The organism is Streptacidiphilus pinicola (genome assembly GCF_003258295.1).
Lineage (GTDB): Bacteria > Actinomycetota > Actinomycetes > Streptomycetales > Streptomycetaceae > Streptacidiphilus > Streptacidiphilus pinicola.
In genome coordinates this window covers 31734-47963 of record NZ_QKYN01000136.1, presented here as the reverse complement: position 1 = coordinate 47963, position 16230 = coordinate 31734, and the positions used below count along the sequence as shown (strand labels likewise).

Annotated in this window: 18 protein-coding genes and 1 pseudogene; 11 read left to right on the top strand and 8 right to left on the bottom strand. The window is 73.2% G+C overall.

Annotated elements, in window-relative coordinates:
* The first annotated feature begins 224 nt into the window (after window positions 1-224).
* From DN069_RS30865 to DN069_RS30855, 3 genes are all read left to right on the top strand, one after another.
* On the top strand, window positions 225-1088 hold the full coding sequence (locus tag DN069_RS30865) for an N-acetylmuramoyl-L-alanine amidase (protein WP_111506529.1): 864 nt from the start codon (window positions 225-227) through the stop codon (window positions 1086-1088).
* A 79-nt stretch (window positions 1089-1167) separates the two neighbouring features.
* On the top strand, window positions 1168-2223 hold the full coding sequence (locus DN069_RS30860; RefSeq protein ID WP_111506528.1) for a hypothetical protein: 1056 nt from the start codon (window positions 1168-1170) through the stop codon (window positions 2221-2223).
* Window positions 2224-2315: 92 nt separating this feature from the next.
* Window positions 2316-3329: an LLM class F420-dependent oxidoreductase gene (locus DN069_RS30855; protein ID WP_111506527.1), complete on the top strand. Its 1014-nt coding sequence runs from the start codon at window positions 2316-2318 to the stop codon at window positions 3327-3329.
* 39 nt (window positions 3330-3368) lie between these two features.
* On the opposite strand, the gene DN069_RS30850 is transcribed toward DN069_RS30855, so the two are convergent.
* Entirely contained in the window at window positions 3369-4139 is a 771-nt protein-coding gene (locus tag DN069_RS30850; RefSeq protein WP_111506526.1) for a maleylpyruvate isomerase family mycothiol-dependent enzyme, read from the bottom strand.
* Here DN069_RS30850 and DN069_RS42980 point away from each other — a divergent pair.
* The 5 genes and pseudogenes from DN069_RS42980 to DN069_RS30835 form a co-directional block, all read left to right on the top strand.
* A pseudogene (locus DN069_RS42980) lies at window positions 4138-4404 on the top strand (sigma factor); the annotation flags it as partial. The gene DN069_RS30850 and the pseudogene DN069_RS42980 sit on opposite strands and share 2 nt — an antisense overlap.
* Window positions 4405-4427: 23 nt before the next feature.
* On the top strand, window positions 4428-4778 hold the full coding sequence (locus DN069_RS41995; RefSeq protein ID WP_243639955.1) for an RNA polymerase sigma factor: 351 nt from the start codon (window positions 4428-4430) through the stop codon (window positions 4776-4778).
* Entirely contained in the window at window positions 4768-5340 is a 573-nt protein-coding gene (locus tag DN069_RS30840) for a hypothetical protein (protein ID WP_111506524.1), read from the top strand. The genes DN069_RS41995 and DN069_RS30840 overlap by 11 nt, the downstream gene beginning before the upstream one ends.
* Complete coding sequence (locus DN069_RS40475) at window positions 5333-5536, top strand: hypothetical protein (RefSeq protein ID WP_165845714.1); 204 nt, start codon at window positions 5333-5335, stop codon at window positions 5534-5536. The genes DN069_RS30840 and DN069_RS40475 overlap by 8 nt, the downstream gene beginning before the upstream one ends.
* Window positions 5533-6582, top strand: coding sequence for an MFS transporter (locus tag DN069_RS30835; protein WP_165845713.1), 1050 nt, complete (start codon window positions 5533-5535; stop codon window positions 6580-6582). Before DN069_RS40475 ends, DN069_RS30835 begins: the two co-directional genes overlap by 4 nt.
* A gap of 11 nt (window positions 6583-6593) precedes the next feature.
* Here the strand turns inward: DN069_RS30835 and DN069_RS30830 are convergent, their stop codons facing one another.
* Genes DN069_RS30830 through DN069_RS30820 form a run of 3 tightly spaced genes read right to left on the bottom strand, consistent with a single transcriptional unit; the run spans window position 6594 to window position 9757 of the window.
* The gene (locus tag DN069_RS30830) at window positions 6594-7646 is read right to left on the bottom strand and encodes a prenyltransferase/squalene oxidase repeat-containing protein (RefSeq protein ID WP_111506522.1); all 1053 of its coding nucleotides are present in this window, start codon (window positions 7644-7646) and stop codon (window positions 6594-6596) included.
* A complete protein-coding gene (locus DN069_RS30825; protein ID WP_111506521.1) occupies window positions 7643-8383 on the bottom strand; it encodes a class I SAM-dependent methyltransferase in 741 nt (246 codons plus the stop codon). The genes DN069_RS30830 and DN069_RS30825 overlap by 4 nt, the downstream gene beginning before the upstream one ends.
* Before the next feature lie 54 nt (window positions 8384-8437).
* A complete protein-coding gene (locus DN069_RS30820; RefSeq protein WP_243639959.1) occupies window positions 8438-9757 on the bottom strand; it encodes a glycosyltransferase family 4 protein in 1320 nt (439 codons plus the stop codon).
* A gap of 215 nt (window positions 9758-9972) precedes the next feature.
* On the opposite strand from DN069_RS30820, the gene DN069_RS30815 reads away from it, so the two are divergent.
* The gene (locus tag DN069_RS30815) at window positions 9973-10566 is read left to right on the top strand and encodes a TetR family transcriptional regulator (protein ID WP_042379694.1); all 594 of its coding nucleotides are present in this window, start codon (window positions 9973-9975) and stop codon (window positions 10564-10566) included.
* Between the two features lie 119 nt (window positions 10567-10685).
* Here DN069_RS30815 and DN069_RS30810 read toward each other — a convergent pair whose 3' ends face one another.
* Window positions 10686-10913 (bottom strand): ferredoxin, encoded by a 228-nt coding sequence (locus tag DN069_RS30810; protein WP_111506519.1) that lies wholly within the window; start codon window positions 10911-10913, stop codon window positions 10686-10688.
* Between the two features lies 1 nt (window position 10914).
* Entirely contained in the window at window positions 10915-12387 is a 1473-nt protein-coding gene (locus DN069_RS30805) for an aldehyde dehydrogenase (protein WP_111506518.1), read from the bottom strand.
* Between the two features lie 241 nt (window positions 12388-12628).
* On the opposite strand from DN069_RS30805, the gene DN069_RS30800 reads away from it, so the two are divergent.
* Complete coding sequence (locus DN069_RS30800) at window positions 12629-13651, top strand: MBL fold metallo-hydrolase (protein ID WP_243639957.1); 1023 nt, start codon at window positions 12629-12631, stop codon at window positions 13649-13651.
* A 6-nt stretch (window positions 13652-13657) separates the two neighbouring features.
* Here the strand turns inward: DN069_RS30800 and DN069_RS30795 are convergent, their stop codons facing one another.
* Entirely contained in the window at window positions 13658-14977 is a 1320-nt protein-coding gene (locus DN069_RS30795) for a carotenoid oxygenase family protein (RefSeq protein WP_111506517.1), read from the bottom strand.
* Between the two features lie 3 nt (window positions 14978-14980).
* Entirely contained in the window at window positions 14981-15589 is a 609-nt protein-coding gene (locus tag DN069_RS30790) for a hypothetical protein (RefSeq protein WP_207892329.1), read from the bottom strand.
* A 95-nt stretch (window positions 15590-15684) separates the two neighbouring features.
* Here DN069_RS30790 and DN069_RS30785 point away from each other — a divergent pair, with 95 nt between their 5' ends.
* Entirely contained in the window at window positions 15685-16227 is a 543-nt protein-coding gene (locus DN069_RS30785) for a PadR family transcriptional regulator (protein ID WP_111506516.1), read from the top strand.
* The last annotated feature ends 3 nt before the right edge of the window (window positions 16228-16230 follow it).

The following is a 16230-nucleotide window of genomic DNA, read 5'->3' as shown; positions in this document are numbered from 1 at the left end:
GAATGGGACCAGATCGCCGGACAGTACGGACTGCCTTCGTGGACGAAAAATGACTTCTGACGACCTCGGGCCGCAGCGCACCCAGCGCACCAGGACCACCACCTTCGTGCTGGTCCTGGCCGCACTGGTGCCGCTCTGCTTCGCGGGCTGGCTCGGCTGGCGCGCGATAGCGGGGGCGCCGGCCAGGGGGGGCGGGGTGGTGTGCTGGGGGGGCGTGGCGGGGGGTGTGGCGGGAGGGCGGGCAGGGCTCGGGCGGCGCCGCCGCCGGCAGCGCGAGCCAGGACGCGAAGCGGAGCGCCTGGCCCGCGCCGGGCGCGGACGCCTCGGGCACGCCCGGCCACTCGCCGAGCGCCGGCGGCAGCGCCTCGTCCTCCTCGTCCCCGGCGTCCGGCGCCCCGGGCGGCAGGCCGCTCGCGGGCAAGGTGATCGTGCTGGACCCGGGGCACAATCCGGGCAACGTCGACTACCCGAGCGAGATCAACAGCCTGGTCGACGTCGGCAACGGCAGCAAGGCCTGCGACACCACCGGCGCGTCGACGAACGCCGGCTACCCGGAGGCGCAGTTCACGCTGGACGTGTCACGACGGGTGCGCAGCATCCTGCAGGCCGAGGGCGCGACGGTGGTGCTGACCCAGGACGGCAACCGGCCGTGGGGGCCCTGTGTCACCGAGCGCGCGCAGATCGGCAACCGCGCCCACGCGGACGCGGCGATCTCGATCCACGCCGACGGCGCCGGCGCGTCCGACACCGGCTTCCATGTGATCATGCCTCAGGCGGTGGACGAGGGCGGCGCCGACAACACCGCGATCGTCGGTCCGTCGCACACGCTCGGCATGGACGTGCGATCGGCGTTCGCCGCGGCGACGGGCGAGCCGTTCGCCAACTACATCAACGGCGGTGTCGGCTACGACATCCGCAACGACCTGGGCGGCCTGAACCTGTCCACGGTCCCGAAGGTCTTCATCGAGTGCGCCAACATGCGCAACTCCGGCGACGCGGACAAGCTGACCTCCGCGTCCTGGCGCCAGGAGGCGGCCCAGGGCATCGCGAACGGACTCAGCCAGTTCGTCCTCCACGAGGGGCACTGATCGGGCTGATACGGTCGCAACCGATCCGAATCCGGCCCAACGGTTCCCAGCAGTCCACGACTTACGAGAGGTTCACGCGGTGAATCTGCGAACCGTCACCCGAGGTGACGCCGCGCTGGCGGCTTCAGCGCTGCTGCTGCTCGTCTCCTCCTTCTTCACGTTCTACCAAGCCGGTGTGGACGCGTGCACCGGGACGGCCTCCGCCTGCTCGACCAACGCGTGGAACTCCGCGCTCTTCCCGCTGCTGCCGGGCGTCGTGCTGCTCGGCGTGATCGGCCCGGTCCTGGTGCTGCTCGGCCGGCTGCTGCCGCAGGAGCCCTCCGCGCTCGGCATCGGCCTGCGCCCCTGGGGCGTGGTGCTGACCGTGGCCGCGGCGTGGTCCGCGCTCTGGGCGCTGTTCGGCGGCCCGACCGGTGAGCTCTTCGGGCACCCGGAGGTCTCCTCCAGCCCGCAGCTCGGCGCGTTCCTGGCGTTCCTGTTCTGCGCGGCCGACGTGGTGCTCGCGGTGGCCGGTCCGGTCCTGCCGGTGCTGGCCGCGCCGCTGCTGCCGGAGGCCAAGGCGCAGACCCCGCCCTCGCCCTACGCCCCCCAGGGCGGCGAGGGCCACCCGGGTGTCGCGGGCTTCGACGCGGCCGGCGGGCCGCAGCAACCGCATGTGGGCCACTTCAACCCGCAGCCGGTACAGCAGGGTCACCCGGGCGAGCCGTTCCACGGTCCGGAGAAGCAGGGAGCGACGCTGCCGCTGCCGACCCCCGGCGAGCAGGCGGCCGCGGGCGGCTCGGACTCGTCCGACGCGGCGACCGCGCGCCTGTCGCAGCCGATGCCGAAGGACGGCCCGCCCGGAGCGGCCTCGACCGTCCGGCTCGGCACCGGTCCGGCCCCGGCCGCCCAGCCGTCCGCCCAGCCGGCCGCCGAGCCGGCGGAGGCCGCGCCCGCGTTCGCGCCGTTCTGGTTCGCCGTCCCGGCGGCCCGGCCGCTGGCGCCGGAGAACGACCCGACCGGCGCGCCCGTGGGCGAACTGGTGCCCGGCACCTGGTACCTGGCGATCGCCCAGCGCGGCGAGGCACTGCTGGCGCGGACCCAGGAGGGCAAGAGCGGTCTGCTGATCGACACCACCGGCATCCAGCGCGGCTGAACCTGTCCCCCCGGCCGGAGGCTGGGGGGATTGTTCGTTTCGGGCCCCCTCGCTAATCTGACACACCGTCAGATGAGCGAGGGGGTTCCGTCATGCGGCTCGGTCTGGTCCTCGGATACTGGGGCGCCGCCCCGACGCCCGGTTTCGTCGAGCTGGCCCAGGAGGTGGAGCGGCTCGGCTTCGACTCGGTGTGGACGGCCGAGTCCTGGGGCTCGGACGTGTTCACCCCGCTGACCTGGATCGCCGCGCAGACCAGCCGGATCCGGCTGGGCACCGGCATCGCCCAGATGGCCGCGCGCACGCCGACGGCCACCGCCATGCACGCCCTGACGCTCGATCACCTCAGCGGCGGCCGCCTGCTGCTGGGCCTCGGCCTGTCCGGGCCGCAGGTGGTGGAGGGCTGGTACGGGCGGCCGTTCCCACGCTCGCCGCTGACCGCCGTGCGCGAGTACGTGGACGTCATCCGGCAGGCCCTGCGCCGCGAGAAGCCCGTGGCCCTGGACGGGCGTTACCACCCGCTCCCCTACCAGGGCCCCGACGGCACCGGCCTCGGCAAGCCGCTCAAACCGATCGTGCACCCGCTGCGCCCGGACATCCCGATCCTGCTCGGCGCGGAGGGCCCGAAGAACATCGCGCAGACCACCCGGATCGCCGACGGCTGGCTGCCGCTCTACTTCTCCCCCGAACGCTGGCGCGAGGTCTACGCCGAGCCGCTGGCCGGCGCGGGCGAGGGTTTCATGGTCGCGCCGCTCGTCCACGCCCGCGTCTGCGCGGACGTGGACGAGGGCCTCGCCCCGATCCGGGCCATGCTCGGCTTCTACATCGGCGGCATGGGCACGCAGACGCGCAACTTCCACGCCGACCTGATGGCCAGGATGGGCTACGAGGCCGAGGCCCGCCGCATCCAGGAGCTGTTCCTGGCCGGGCGTCGCGAGGAGGCCGTCGCGGCGGTCCCGGCCGCGTTCGCGGACGAGATCAGCCTGGTCGGCCCGCGTGAACGCATCGCGGAGCGGCTGGCCGCCTGGCGAGCGACGCCCGTCACCGACCTGCTGGTCACCTCACGCGACCCGCAGACGCTGCGGACGCTGGCGGAACTGGTGCTCTGAGCCCAGCTGCTCTGAGCCCCGCCGCTCCTCGACGCCGGATCAGGTCAGCGAGAGCCCGGCCCGCCACAGCTGCGGCACCCGCTCCTCGCCGAACTGCTCCGGGCCCGGCTCGCCCTGCGGCAACCGGCCGTTGAGCCAGAGCATCACGTCCCGTGCGCTGCCGCGCACGGCGGCGTCGGCCTTGGCGTGACCGTACTCCAGGGTGAACGCCTCAGCGGTGCGCCGCAGTTGCCACTCGCCGGGCACGTCCGTGCAGTGCAGGTGCAGGCTGTCACCCGCCCCGGCGAGCTCGCCACGGCTCGTGAAGGCGCGGGCGTCGAAGTCGGAGGCGTTGGTCAGCAGCTCGTCGATGTTGTCGGCGGCGAGCGCGGCGTCCGCCTCCGGCCGCACGCCGACGGTCAGTTCGGCGTCGATCCGGTGCACGAGCGACTCGTGCGCGATCCGGCGGCCCCACCAGCGCGTGCCGCCGCCGTGGGCCCAGCCCCACACCGCGACGTCCGGTCCGGCCTCGCGCAGCAGCGCCACCGTCCGCTCCGCCCCGGCCAGCAGCCAGGCGGCCTCGCCGCCCTCCGGCATCTCCCGGTCCGGCACCTCCCGGAAGGGCACCCGCTCCGCCGCCTTGCGCCCGACGGTCTCGCCGATCCAGCGGTACACCATGCCCGTGTGGAACAGCAGGTCCCGCAGCGCCCAGTCGGGACAACTCGGCACGGCCGCGCCCAAGTCCGCCCCCTGCGCGAGCTCCGCGGCCTGACGCGCGTGCGCGGCGGCGTGGTCGAGGTACTGCTCGTGTGAAAGCCACTCCATAGCCATGCCCCGGACGCTAGCAGCGACGTCGGGCGTGGATGTCACGGATTCGCTCCTCGGCGACACCTATGGTCAGGACGTTCGGACGAGGCGAGGAGCGGGGGGCGTGGAGGAGGTCGACACAGCGGGCGCGGCGGACGTCGTCGCCGGGCTGTACCGCCGGTACCGGTCGCCGCTGGTGTGGCACCTCCGGGCGCGCGGCGCGACCGAGGCGGAAGCGCACGACGCGGTCCAGGAGGCCTTCGTGGCGGCGCTGCGCGCCGGTTCGATCGACGACCCCGCCGCCTGGTACGGGTGGCTGCGCACCGTCGCGGCGCGCTGCCTCGCCCGGGCCCGGAGCGCGGCGGGTGGCGGCCGCGTGGCGGTCGAGACCATGGCCCCGGCGACCTGCCGGACCGGCCGACGGCGACGCCGGGTGTCGCCGACACCGTCGAGGCCCGGTCCCGCGAGGGCTACGTGCTCGCGTTGCTCGACACACTGCCACCGCGTCCGCGCGCGGTCCTCTGCCTCCACCTGGAGGGCCTCGGCACGGCGGAGATCGCCGCGGAACTGGGGCTGGAACAGCCGGCGGTCCGGCAGAACCTCTCCCGCGCGCGCCGCGCACTGCGGGCCCTGATCTCCGAAGGAGACGACCGTGAGCACTGACCGGCACGGCGACGACGCCGTGGACAAGCTCTTCCGCGCGGCCCGAGCGGGCTTCGTCCAACGCGCCGACGCCTCCTTCGACTTCGCCGCCGGATTCGCGGACGTCGTCGACCGGGCGCGGCTCACCCGGCCGAGCGCTGACGCCCTCTGTGCCCAGGCCGACCGCCTGGCCTCGGTGCTGGGTCTGCTCACGCCCGGTGCGGCGGGGCTCGCCCACGAGCAAGTGCGGCGCGCCAGGGAGCTGGTCTTCGCTTTCCGCGCGACCGTCTCCTCCTCCGCCGCGCCGCGGCCCGAAGGCCTGGCGGCGCTGCTGGACCAGGTCGCGGATCACCTCGACGCGGCCGATCGGCTCGTCCGGGCGCACGGCGGCACGACCTTGGCGCACGCCGTGCAGGAGACGGTGCGCGACCTCGGACCGGTCGCGGTCGATCCCTCCGCCGAGTTGGCGACGCTGCGCGGGCTGACCCGCGCGGCGTTCTCGGACGCCCCACCCTCCGGCCGGACCGCGCACCGCCCGGCGGCGAGGCGCGACCGCGCCGTGGGTGAGAACCGCGATGCCTGAGGCCCCGGCCCGGCCGCGGCCCGCCGCCGTCCGGGCGCTGACGGTGCTTCGGACGCGCGACTTCGGGCTCTTCTGCTGCGGCTACGCGACCTCGCTGCTCGGGTCGTCGATGGCGGGGGTCGCCGTGGCCTTCGCCGTCCTCGACGGTGGGGGCGGCCCGGCGCGCTCGGGCTCGTGCTCGCGGCAGTGCCGGTGACACAGCTGGCCTTGCTGCTCCTCGGCGGCGTCCTGGCGGACCGGTTCGGTCCACGGCGGATCATGCTGCTCGGTGACGCCCTGCGCTGCATCGCCCAGGCCGCCCTGGCGTGGTCGGTCCTGACCGGCCACGCGGCGCTGTGGGTGTTCCTCGGGGCGGCCGCCGTCCGGGGGTTGGGCGAGTCGCTGTTCAATCCGGGGCTCGGCTCCCTGGTGGTGCATGTCGTGCCGGGCGAACGTCGGGGCGATGCCAACGTGCTGCTCGGATTCGCCCAGTCCGCGGCCAGGGTCGTCGGGCCCGCTGCGGCCGGGGCGCTGATCGCGGTCGGTGGCCCCGGGCTGGTCCTGGCGGTCGACGCCGCCACCTACCTGGGCAGCGTGCTCGCGCTCGCCCTGCTGCACGCCGAGCCGAAGCCCGGACAACAGGCCTCGCTGCTCGGCTCGTTGGCCGAGGGCTGGTCCGCGTTCGCCTCCCGTCCCTGGCTGGTGGCCTCCACCGTCCAGTTCGTCTGCATCAACTTCCTGGTGTGGGGCCCGTTCCTGGTCCTCGGGCCGACGCTGGCCCACCAACAACCGGGCGGGGCACGGGCGTGGGGTCTGATCATGAGCGCCTACGGGGTGGGCGCGCTGCTCGGCGGACTGGCCGCGCTCGGACGGCGTCCCACCCGGCCGCTCGTCGTGGCGACGCTCGCGACCGTCGGCTACGGGGCGCCGTGCGCCCTGTTCGCGCTGGGCGCGCCGACGCCGCTGCTCGCGGCTGGCGCCACGCTGGCCGGAGTCGGGTCCACGGTGTCGGCGGCGCTGACCGACACCACGACCCAACGCCTCACGCCGGTGGGCGTGTTGGCGCGAGTGCGGACCTTCCAGACCTTCGGCGCGTTCTCGCTCGGTCCGGCGGCGCTGGCGCTCGCCGGACCGGCCGCCGCAGCGCTGGGCGCACGACCGGTCCTGGCGTGCGGAGCGGCCGTGGCCGCGGCGAGCGCGGCGGCGGTGCTGCTGGTGCCGAGTGTGCGGGCGGTCGACGGACGTGACGACGACCGCCCGTGAGGGGCCGGCGTTCAGTGCACGGCGGCGCAGCACTCCTCGGTCAGGCCGGACGGGAGGGCGTCGCCGCCGAAGACCGAGACGGTGGCCTCGTCGCCGCCGAGGGCGGCGACGGCGAGGAGGACGGCGCCGGCGGTCCAGGTGGTGCGCTCCTCGGGCCAGATCGCGTCGTCCTCGAAGACGAAGCCGGTCCAGTAGCCGCCGTCGGTGTGACGCAGGTGCTGGATGGACTGGAGGATCTCCACCGCGCGGGTGGACTCGCCGATCGCCCAGAGCGCCAGGGCCAGCTCCGCGCTCTCGCCGCCGGTGACCCAGGGGCGGTCGGAGACGCAGCGGACACCGAGACCTGGGACGACGAAGCGGTCCCAGTCGCGTTCGATCCGCTCCTTGGCGGCGGCGCCGCGCAGGGCGGTGCCGAGTACCGGGTAGTACCAGTCCATCGAGTAGCGGTCCTTGTCCAGGAAGCGCTCCGGGTGGTGGGCCACCGCGTGGCCGAGGCGCCCGGCGGCGAGCTCCCAGTCGGGCTGGGGCTCCTCCAGGTGCTCGGCGATCGCGAGGGCGCAGCGCAGCGCGTGGTGGATGCTGGAGCAGCCGGTGAGCAGCGCCTCGTCGGGGGCGGAGCCGTCCTCCTCGCGACGCCAGGAGACCGTGCCGTCCGCGCGGCCGAGCCCCAGCACGAAGGCCACGGCACGGCTGACGGTGGGCCAGATCCCCTCCAGGAAAGCGTCGTCACCGGTGGACAGGTAGTGGTGCCAGACCCCGACCGCCACGTAGGCGCAGAAGTTGGACTCGCGGTTGCGCTCGCTGGCGACGCCGTCCCGGTAGGCCGCATACCAGGAGCCGTCCGGGTTCTGACTGTCGATCAGCCAGCGGTAGGCGGCCCCGGCCGCGGCGTGCTCGCCCGCCACGTCGAGAGCCATGGCGGCCTCGACGTGGTCCCAGGGGTCGAGGTGGCCGCCGGTGAACCACGGGATCGCACCGTCGGTTCGCTGGTCGGCGAGGATGCTGCGGACGGTCGCGGCGGCCTGGTCGGCCGTCAGCACGCCGTCCAGGATCAGCGTCCTCACTCTTCGTCCTGACCCGTGCGGGGCTTGGTCGCGTAGGCGACGAAGCTCTTGCCGATGACGGGGTTGAGCGCCTTCTCGGTCAGGCGGGTGAGCTTGCCGATGACGGGGGTGCCGACGATGTCCCAGACCAGCAGCTGGTGGTAGGCGCGGACCGGCAGCGCCTTGTCGTTGTCGACGCCGACGGCGCACTTGATCCACCAGTACGGCGAGTGCAGCGCGTGGGCGTGGTGGGTGCCGTGCGGGGTCAGGCCGGCCCCGCGCATCTTCTCCAGCAGCTCGTCGCCGCGGTAGATGCGGATGTGGCCGCCCTCGACCTCGTGGTAGGCGTCGGACAGCGCCCAGCAGATCTGCTCGGGCAGCCAGCGCGGCACGGTGATCGCGATCGAGCCGCCCGGCTTGAGGACGCGGACCATCTCCGCGAGCACACCCTTGTCGTCCGGGATGTGCTCCATCACCTCGGAGATGATGATCTTGTCGAAACTGCCGTCCGGGAACGGCAGGTTGAGCGCGTCGCCCTCGACGGCGACCGCGGAGGCGCCGGCCGGGGCCTCACCCTCCAGCTCCATCGCGGCGAACCACTTGCGCACCTCGCGGATCTCGTCCGCGTTCTGGTCCAGGGCGACCACACGGCCGCCGCGCCGGTACACCTCGAAGGCGTGGCGTCCGCCGCCGCAGCCGAGGTCGAGCACCCGGTCGCCCGGGGCGATCGGAAAGCGGGAGAAGTCGACGGTCAGCACGGCCGGTGCTCCTTACGGTGACAGGCTCAGGGAGAGGTGAGAGGAGTGAGGGCGTCAGACGTAGCGCCAGCCGCGTCCCGCGCGGGCGTGTTGCCCGACGCCGGTCGCGATCGCCTCGCGGTAGCGCTCGACGGTCAGTTCGGCCGCGCGCCGCCAGGTGAAGCGTTCCAGCACCCGGGCCCGTCCCGCCGCGCCGATGCGGGCGCGCAGGTCGGGTTCGTCCAGCAGCCGGCCGAGCGCCGCCGCCAGCGCGCCCGGGTCGCCCGGCGGCACGGCGAGGCAGGTCTCCCCGTCCGGGCCGGCGACCTCCGGGATCGCGCCGCCGGTCGTGGCGACCAGCGGGGTGCCGGTGGCCATCGCCTCGGCGGCCGGCAGCGAGAAGCCCTCGTAGAGGGAGGGCACGCACGCCACCTGCGCGCTGCGCACCAGGTCGACGAAGGCGGCGTCGTCGATGCCGCCGCGGAACTCGACGGCGTCCTCCAGGCCGAGCCGCTTGATCGCGTCCGCGACCGGCCCGTCCTCGGGCCGCCTGCCGACCACGACCAGGTGCGCGTCGCGCTCGGTGCGGACCTTGGCCAGCGCCTCGACCAGGTACACCAGGCCCTTGAGCGGCACGTTGGCGCTGGCGGTGGTGACGATCCGGCCCGGCACCTCGGCGACGGACGGGTCCGGCGACCACAGGTCCACGTCCGCGCCGATCGGCACCACGTGGACGCGGCCCGGCGTGACGTCGAGGTGGTCGACGATCTCGCGGGCGGAGCTCTCGGAGACGGTCAGCACCGAGTCCAGCCGGGCCGCCACGCGGCGCTGCATCCGCGTGAAGCCGTACCAGCGGCGCACGGAGAGCTTCTTGAGCGTTCCCTCGGCGGCGTCGAGGTCCAGCTGCCGGTCGACGGTGATGGGGTGGTGGATCGTGGTGACCAGCGGGAAGCCGATCCGGTCCAGGCCCAGCAGGCCGTAGCCGAGGGTCTGGTTGTCGTGCACGACGTCGTAGCGGCCGCGGTGCAGGGAGAGGTGCCGCCGGGCGCGCAGGCTGAAGGTCAGCGGCTCGGGGAAGCCGCCGGTGCGCATGATCGCCGTCTCCAGCACGTCGACCGGCCCGCGGTACTCCGCCAGGGCGGGCGTGCGGAACGGGTCCGGGTCGCGGTAGAGGTCGAGGCTGGCGATCTCGGTGAAGGCCAGCCTGCCGGGTCCGTCGGGGTCGACGGCGTGGTGGTCGAGGACGGGGTAGGGCTGAGCGCCGAGCACGCGCACGTCGTGCCCGAGCCGGGCCAGTTCCCGCGACAGGTGTCTGACGTAGACGCCCTGCCCGCCGCAGAACGGGTTGCCCTTGTACGAGAGCAGCGCGATACGCAGAGGCGCGTCGTGGCTCACGGTCAACTCGACCCCTCTCCTGGGTCTCTTACTGGTCTCCCGATGCGGTCCCGGCCAGGGTAATCTAGAACACGTTCCAGCGTGGCGGCAGCGAGAGAGCTTGAAGATTACCGGTCCGTAGCTTTACGAAATCGGGCGGGGCGGGTGATTCGCGCCACGCCCGCGCAGTACGCCATCATGCGTGGGGTCCAGTGGTAGGCACGTAGGAGCTTCCGATGACGACCAGCCCGCGCCCGGCGGCGCCGCCGCTCACCGAGCGGCAGGAGGCGCGTCGGCGCCGCATCCTGCACACCGCCGCGCAACTGGCGTCGCGCGGCGGCTTCGAGGCGGTCCAGATGCGCGAGGTCGCGGAGCTGGCGGGCGTGGCCCTAGGGACGCTCTACCGGTACTTCCCCTCCAAGGTGCATCTGCTGGTCGCGACGATGCAGGACCAGCTGCAGATCTTCCAGGAGCAGACCCGCAAGCACCCCGTCGAGGGCGAGGACCCCGGCGCACGCGTCGCCGACACCCTGATGCGCACCTTCCGGGGGTTGCAGCGCGAGCCCCAGCTCGCGGAGGCGATGGTCCGCGCCCTCACCTTCGCCGACCGCTCGGTGAGCGCGGAGGTGGACCAGGTCAGCCGGATCACCGGCCAGCTGATCCTGGACGCGATGGGACTGACCGAACCCCCCACCCGCGAGCAGCTGGCCGCGGTGCGGGTCATCGAGCACACGTGGCACTCGGCGCTGGTCACCTGGCTCTCCGGCCGCGCGTCGATCGCCCAGGTCCGGATCGACCTGGAAACGGCCTGCAAGCTCCTGACCCTCTAGGGGCGCGAGGAACTGCGCGACAAGCCACCGTCGTGCGGATGGTCCTCAACGCGCAGGGCCATCCGCACGCCGGTGGCTTCTCGGGCAGTTCCCCGCGCCCCTGGCAGGTTGCGACGTCCCTAGTCCGGGAAAACAGGATCCCCCGTTTCCGCCATCTGGATCAGGATCGCCTCCACCGGGCATGTCTCCGCAGCGGCGAGGACGACCTCGGACGCGTCGATCTCCTCCTCGACCGGGTGGGACTGCCGGGCGGCGTCCAGCTTGAACGCGTCGGGCGCGCTGCTCGCGCAGAACCCTGCGCTGATGCAGACGCCGCGGTCGACCTCCACTCGCCAGCGGTCCCCCATCTCACTCACCCTCCGGGACGGGGTAGCCCTGGGGGAGGTTGATGGTCTTGTCCTCCAGGAAGCCCGACAGGCCCTCGGGGCCGAACTCGCGGCCCAGGCCGGAGTTCTTGAAGCCGCCGAAGGGGCCGTTGAAGTCGAGGCTGAAGCTGTTGACCGAGAAGGTCCCCGTGCGTACCTGACGGGCGACCTCCACACCGTGGGCCGCATCGCCGGCCCAGACGCTGCCGGAGAGGCCGTAGTCCGAGTCGTTGGCGATGCGGATGGCGTCCGCCTCGTCCTCGTACGGGAGCAGGCAGACCACGGGGCCGAAGATCTCCTCGCGGGCCACGCGCATGCGGTTGTCGACGGACCCCAGCAGCGTCGGCTCCACGTACCAGCCGCGTGGCTGCGCCGCGGGGACGCCGCCGCCGGTGAGGATCTTCGCGCCCTCCTCCTGGCCGATGCGGATGTAGTCGAGGTTGCGCTGCTGCTGGCGCCTGGCGACCAGCGGGCCGACCTGGGTGGCGCCGTCCAGCGGGTCGCCGACGACGAGGCCGCTGACGGCGGCGGCCATCTTGTCGGCGATCTCGTCGTAGCGGGAGCGCGGGGCGAGGACCCGGGTCAGAGCGACGCAGGCCTGACCGTTGTTCATGTACGAGGAGCCCATGAGGTTGGCGACGGCCGCGTCCAGGTCGGCGTCGGGGAGCAGGATCGCGGCCGACTTGCCGCCCAGCTCCAGGGTGACGCGGGTGAGGTTGCGGGCGGCGACCTCCATGATGCGCTTGCCCGCCGGGACCGAGCCGGTGAAGGAGATCTTGTCGACGCCGGGGTGGCCGACCAGGTACTCGCTGACCTCGCGGTCGGCCGGGAGGATGCTGAGCACGCCCTCGGGCAGCCCGGCCTCCGTAGCGATCTCGGCGAGGATGTAGGAGTCGAGCGGCGTCTCCGGCGAGGGCTTGAGCACGACCGTGCAGCCGGCCAGCAGCGCGGGCGCGAGCTTGGCCGCCGCCACGAACTGCGGGACGTTCCACGGGACCACGGCCGCGACCACGCCAACGGGCTCGCGGCGCACCAGCAGTGGGCTGAGCACACCGCTGCGGTACTCCTCGTAACGGAAGTTCCTGGCGATGGCGATCGCGGAGTCCCAGATCATCACCGGCCCGAAGGCCTGGGCCAGGATGCTCCACGAGTACGGGGAGCCGTTCTCGGAGCTGATCACGCGGGCGATCTCGTCGGCGCGCGCGGCGATGCCGTCCTTGATCCGGGCGCAGATCTCGATCCGCTCCTCCAGGCTCATCCGCGGCCAGGGGCCCTCGTCGAAGGCCTGACGCGCGGCGGCGACGGCTCGGTCCACGTCCTCGCGGGACGCGTGCGGGACGCGTCCGATGACCTCCTCGGTGTGCGGGGAGATCACCTCGATCACCTCGGCGCCGGCGGGCGCCACCAGCGATCCGCCGATGTAGAGCTCGCCGTACTCGGTCACGCCGTCGACCATCGGTCTCTCCTCCCGAACCGTGTCTCCGCGTCTCCGCGTCTGCCGTCCCACTCAATGAGAACTGATACCAGTTCTAGTTATAGGCGGCAATGGTCATGCAGTACGCTGCCGCGATAGGTGCACAGTGCACAGAACGCGTTGCAGTTCCGCGCCGAGGAGGCCGCCCGTGTCCGTTCCCGCACCGCAGTCTCAAACGGAGCAGCAGCACGAGCATCCCGACCGGCGCGCCTGGCGCGAGCGCGTGCTCCCGCCGGTGCAGCGGCTGGGCGGCGGCGTGTGGAGCATCCCCGTGCCGATCCCGGACAACCCCCTGCGCTACACCCTGGTGTACCTGCTGGAGAGCGACCGGGGACCGGTCCTGGTGGACACCGGCTGGGACGACCCGACGGGGCGCGAACTGCTGCGCGCGGGCGTGGCCGAGGCGGGTTTCGCCCTGGAGGACGTACACGGTGTTCTGATCACCCATCACCACCCGGACCACCACGGCCTGTCCGCGCACGTCCAGGCGAACTCCGGCGCGTGGGTCGGCATGCACGCCGCCGAGGCGGCGGTGGTGCGGGCGGTCCGGGAGATCCCGGCGGAGCAGTGGATCGACCGGATGACACGCTCGATGCGCGCGGCCGGCCTGCCGGAGGAACATCTGGCCGCGATGCGGGCCTGGGGCGACGATTCCGAGTCCGGTCCCGCGACGCTCGGCGCGGTCGTGCCGGACCGCGAGCTCGTGCACGGCGAGAGCGCCGGCGTCCCCGGCCGCGCGGTACGCGTGATGTGGACGCCCGGCCACACGCCGGGCCACGTCTGCCTGTTCCTGGACGAGAAGCCGCGCACCCGTCTGCTCAGCGGCGACCACCTGCTGCCGACGATCAGCCCGGTGGTCTCGTTGTATCCGGAGAACCCGCAGGACGAACCGACCGACCCCCTCGGCGACTTCCTCGACTCGCTGGAGCGGATCGCCGCGCTCGCACCGGAGGAGATCCTGCCCGCCCACCAGTACCGGTTCACGGACGCGCCGAGACGGGTGCAGGAGCTGCTGGACCACCACGCGGCCCGGCTCGCGGACCTGCACAGCCAGTTGCGCGGGCAGCCGATGACCCTGTGGGAGGCCGCCCAGGGCATGCACTGGAACCGACCGTGGTCCGAACTCGGCTTCCTGGCCCGGCACCTGGCGGTCTCGGAGGCGGCCGCGCACCTGCGCCGGCTGGTGAAGACGGGCATGGCCGAGGCGGTCACGGACGACGATCCAGTCCGGTACCACGCCCGATAGGGCCGGTCAGGACCGGTCGTCCGGCAGCCAGTTGCCGTGGAAGCCGGCCGGAACCCGTTGCGGCAGCGGCACCGTGGCCACGAGGGTCAGGTCGGAGGCGTCGAGGACGGTGAACGCGGAACCGCGGCCCTCGCGGTCGGACACGATGGTCAGCAGCCAGCCGTCGTCCTCCGCCCGGGCGCCCGCGGCGGGGACGAAGACGGCCTCCCCGGGGGCCTGTCCGGGCCCTGCGTCGTAGCCGCTGCTCGCGCCGGTACGCAGGTCGTACTTGACGAGCCCGTCCCCGGCGACGGCGTAGCGGTAGCGGCTGGAGCGGCCGACGAGCGTCTCGTTGATGGTGGGGAACTCCACCGACCGGTCGTCCAGGGGCTGTTCGACCACGCGGCCAGTGCGCGGGTCCAACGTCCACTGGTGCAGCCGGGGTTGGTCAGCCGCTCCGGACGGAGCCGCGCCCGCCCCGCCGATCCGCTCCCAGGAGTACAGGAAGCCGTCCCGGCCGTACCGCACGGCGTCCAGCAGGATGCGGCCGGCCGCGTCCTCGCGGGCGTTTCCGACGTGGAAGACGTAGCCGGGCTCGACCTCGAACCAGCGGACCGGGGACGCGCCGTGCTGCGCCATGACACCGATCCGGGCCGCGTACCCGTCGTCCCAGCGGTAGGGCATGCCCCGGCCCAGCCGGGCGGGGTCGAAGACGACCGGCAGGTCGAGCCAGACCACGTGGTGCTCGGTGATGGCGAAGTCGTGCATCATCGTCGGCCCGCCGACCGGGATCTCCCGGCTCTCCACCAACGTGCCGTCGGCGGCGGCGCGATGGTAGGTCAGGAACGGCGGAAGGGCGCTGTAGCCGAAGAAGTGCAGCTCCCCGGTGACCGGGTCCTCCTTCGGGTGGGCGGTCATCGCCGTGGTCAGCCGGCCCCCGAAGTCGTAGGCGCCGAGCGTCTCCAGTCGGTCGTCGACCTGGTACGGCAGACCGTTCTCCACCAGGGCGAGGATGCGCCCCGCGTGCCGGACGACGTTGGTGTTGGCGGTGACGGCCCGCAGGTCCGGCCCCTCGGGGCCGAGGAACGCCGCCCCCGCCAGCGCGGCCGTGCGCACCCAGCGGTTGCGGTACCAGAGCGCGCGTCCGCCCTGCAGCCGGACGCCGTGCAGCATGCCGTCGCCGGTGAACCAGTGGCCCGGGTCCTCACCGGGGCGCGGATTGGGTCCGTTGCGGAAGTAGCGGCCGTTGAGCTCGGGCGGCAGGGCGCCCTCGACGGGGAGGTCGCGGCCCTCGGTCTCGTGCGTGACGGGCGCGAGGTGGCCGGTGAGGTACAGCGGTGCGGTCATGGGTCAGCTCCCCTGGGTGAAGACGCCGACCTGCGCGGCCGGGCCGGACTGGGCTGCCTGCGCGGCGGCCCGACGGCGGGACTCCTGGTAGCGGACGGTGAAGACGGCCGGGACGACGAAGCCGGCGATCTGGATCAGCGTGGTGGCCAGGCTCGCGTGCGGGTCGGCGATGTCGACGGCGCCGGTGGCCAGCGCGGTGACGGTGAAGCTGGAGGCCCAGACGGCGGTGATCACGTTGTTGGCCCGCCGGAACTGCGGGGTGCCCCAGAACTGCTCCGGCACGGAGCGGCGGGCGATGCCCATCGTGAACGGGCGGGAGATCGCGAGCGAGCCCCAGGCGGTCACGGCCAGCCAGGCCGAGGAGAGCGCGCCGACGCCGTCGCGCAGCGGCGAGTGCGGCGCCACCGCGGCGAGGGCCGCGATCACCACGAAGAACACCGCGGCGCTCAGCTCGATGACGTTCTCGTCCAGGCCCTGGCCGGCGCGGCGACCGCGTAGCAGCAGCGCCAGGCTGAGCAGGACGGCGGTGATCGCGCCGGTCTCCCAACCGGCGGTGCCGCTGAGTACGGCGAAGGCGATCCAGGGGATGAAACCACGTACCGAGCCGGTCATAGCCACTCCTTCATCAACATGTCTGAGCTGACATGTCAAAACTAGAATGTCAGCGACGACCTGTCAACAGTGGAATGTCGGCGTAGGATGACGGCATGAGCCTGAGACACGCCGCACTGGGCCTGCTCGCACTCCGTGGGGAGGCGAGCGGCTACGACCTGCTGGGCATCTTCAACGAGTCGCTGGAACACGTGTGGCCGGCCACGCAGAGCCAGCTCTACACCGAGCTGGGCAAGCTGACCGACGCCGAGCTGGTGCAGGTGGTCGCGGAGGGCGGCCGCGGTCGCAAGGCCTACGCGGTCACCGAGGCCGGACGCAAGGAGTTCGAGCACTGGCTCCTGGAGGAGCCGCCGACGACGAACCGGCGCAACGACATGCTGCTGCGGGTCTTCTTCCTCGGCCTGGTGCCGCCGGAACAGGCCCGGGAGTTCCTGCTGGGTCGCGCGGCGGCCGCCGCGGAGATGCACGAGCGGCTGCGCGGCGTGGAGGAGTCCCTCACCGGCGAGCAGGGCCCACTGGCCGTCCACGGCCGGATCGCCCTGGAGTGGGGCCTGCGCTACAGCGCCATGCAGGACGAGTGGGCCCGCTGGGCCGCCGGGCAGTTGACCGCGGAGGGCGCGGCCGAACAGCCGGGTTAGGCT

Excerpts from the sequence above, each read along its gene's own strand:
- DN069_RS30850 (WP_111506526.1), bottom strand. The coding sequence starts at position 4,139 with ATGGCTATGGAGTGGCTTTCACACGAGCAGTACCTCGACCACGCCGCC.
- DN069_RS30815 (WP_042379694.1), top strand. The coding sequence starts at position 9,973 with ATGACGACCAGCCCGCGCCCGGCGGCGCCGCCGCTCACCGAGCGGCAG.
- DN069_RS30810 (WP_111506519.1), bottom strand. The coding sequence starts at position 10,913 with ATGGGGGACCGCTGGCGAGTGGAGGTCGACCGCGGCGTCTGCATCAGC.
- DN069_RS30790 (WP_207892329.1), bottom strand. The coding sequence starts at position 15,589 with ATGACCGGCTCGGTACGTGGTTTCATCCCCTGGATCGCCTTCGCCGTA.
- DN069_RS30795 (WP_111506517.1), bottom strand. The coding sequence starts at position 14,977 with ATGACCGCACCGCTGTACCTCACCGGCCACCTCGCGCCCGTCACGCAC.
- DN069_RS30785 (WP_111506516.1), top strand. The coding sequence starts at position 15,685 with ATGAGCCTGAGACACGCCGCACTGGGCCTGCTCGCACTCCGTGGGGAG.
- DN069_RS30855 (WP_111506527.1), top strand. The coding sequence starts at position 2,316 with ATGCGGCTCGGTCTGGTCCTCGGATACTGGGGCGCCGCCCCGACGCCC.
- DN069_RS30805 (WP_111506518.1), bottom strand. The coding sequence starts at position 12,387 with ATGGTCGACGGCGTGACCGAGTACGGCGAGCTCTACATCGGCGGATCG.
- DN069_RS40475 (WP_165845714.1), top strand. The coding sequence starts at position 5,333 with ATGCCTGAGGCCCCGGCCCGGCCGCGGCCCGCCGCCGTCCGGGCGCTG.